This is a genomic window from Ruthenibacterium intestinale (assembly GCF_040096265.1).
Lineage (GTDB): Bacteria > Bacillota > Clostridia > Oscillospirales > Ruminococcaceae > Ruthenibacterium > Ruthenibacterium komagatae.
Genome location: NZ_JBBMFA010000004.1, coordinates 1 through 572, shown reverse-complemented (window position 1 = coordinate 572; position 572 = coordinate 1). Strand labels below are relative to the sequence as shown.

At 56.3% G+C, this 572-nt stretch carries 1 protein-coding gene; it reads right to left on the bottom strand.

Annotated elements, in window-relative coordinates; all coding sequences use genetic code 11:
* On the bottom strand, positions 1 to 372 hold a 372-nt coding region (locus tag WMO24_RS00035), incomplete at its 3' end, for an SMI1/KNR4 family protein (RefSeq protein ID WP_349213955.1).
* Positions 373 to 572 lie beyond the last annotated feature (200 nt).

The window sequence follows — 572 nt, the reverse complement described above, 5'->3', positions numbered from 1 at the left end:
ATGCTCCGGGTCCTGCCGGTAGTCCAGGCACAAAAAGCACTCTCCGAACACTTCCCCGATGGGCGCAAGCTCCACCGAAGGGGAATCCGGGTCCCTTTGCAAAAATTCTCCGATCTGCATATCCATCACCATCAGATCGTACCAGCCCACGTCCCGGTCCTTGTAATCCTCCAAGGCGCAGAAAAAGCGCGTCAGCGCGAACAGGTGCCCGATCGCCTCAAAGCTTTTTTCCACCGGCTCCACACCGTTGTAGGTTTTCAGAAATTCCCGGTAGTCGTCCGGAAACCGGATGCCCCAGTATTCTTCATCGCTCCGGAGCAATTCTTCGTCCGGAAGCGGATAAACGATGGTTTCCCCTTTTAAATGCAGCATCTTTTGTCTCCTCCCCGGTGCGGAAGTCGTAAAATGGTACTTTCATTATCAGCCGCCCCTTCTCCCTTGTCAAGAGGGCGAAAAAAAGAGAGGGGCGTTTGCCCCTCTCTTCTCTGCATCTTCCCGCTTATTTCTGCCAGGGCCATTTCCAGCGGCGCTTTTGCGGGGCCGGTTCTTCCCTGCGCGCCGCGCGCTCCGCC